A 966-nucleotide genomic window follows, 5' to 3' on the forward strand; every position below is an offset into this window, starting at 1 on the left:
GATCATGCGCGGCAGGTTTACGGATCAGGGCGGCCTGTTTTCGTACATCGCGCCGGATAAACGTGTGCCAGCGAACCATCCGCTGCGGAAGGTCCGGGAACTTGTCCGGGATGTTTTGAGTGATTTGAACCGCAGCCTTGGAAAGCTATACGCCAGCGAGGGACGTCCTTCGATCCCTCCGGAGCAATTGCTGAGCGCCTTGCTGCTGCAGGTGTTCTACGGCATCCGCTCGGAACGCCAGCTGATGGAGCAACTGGACTACAATCTTTTGTATCGCTGGTTCGTGGGACTGTCGCCGGACGATCCGGTCTGGGACCCGACCACCTTTACCAAGAACCGGGAGCGGCTGCAGAACGGCGATGTGTTCACGAAGTTCATGACCAGGCTTCTGAACCATTCTCAGGTCAAGCCGCTATTGTCGGACGAGCATTTTTCGGTGGACGGAACGCTGATCGAAGCCTGGGCTTCGCAGAAGAGTTTTCGCCCCAAGGACGGCAGCGGCGACGATGATGACGGCGCCAACTTCCATGGCCAGAAACGCAAGAACGACACCCATGCGAGCACCAGTGACCCGGACAGCAGGCTTTATCGCAAGGCGGCCGGACGGGAGGCCAAGCTTTGCTATATGGGCCACGCCACCATGGAGAACCGGCATGGGCTGGCGGTGGCCGGCAGGGTCACGCATGCCAATGGCACCGCCGAACGCCGGGCTGCGGAGGTCATGCTGAAGGCGAGACGCAAAGCCGCAGGTCGCCGCATCACGGCTGGTGAGGACAAGGCGTACGATACGGCCGATCATGTCGCCAATCTTCGCGCCATCGGCGTGACGCCGCATGTGACACAGAACCAGGCCATCACCAAAACCGGCAAGAACCGTAACAGCGCGATCGACGAACGAACCACGCGGCATCCGGGATACGGCATGTCGCAATCACGCCGGGCGATGGTCGAGTGCATTTTCGGATG

At 60.5% G+C, this 966-nt stretch carries 1 protein-coding gene; it reads left to right on the top strand.

Annotated elements, in window-relative coordinates; translation table 11 throughout:
- Nucleotides 1-4: 4 nt before the first annotated feature.
- On the top strand, nucleotides 5-966 hold a 962-nt coding region (locus tag IVB27_RS11405; RefSeq protein ID WP_247443622.1), incomplete at its 3' end, for an IS5 family transposase.

The sequence above is a fragment of the Bradyrhizobium sp. 197 genome (assembly GCF_023073375.1).
GTDB lineage: Bacteria > Pseudomonadota > Alphaproteobacteria > Rhizobiales > Xanthobacteraceae > Bradyrhizobium.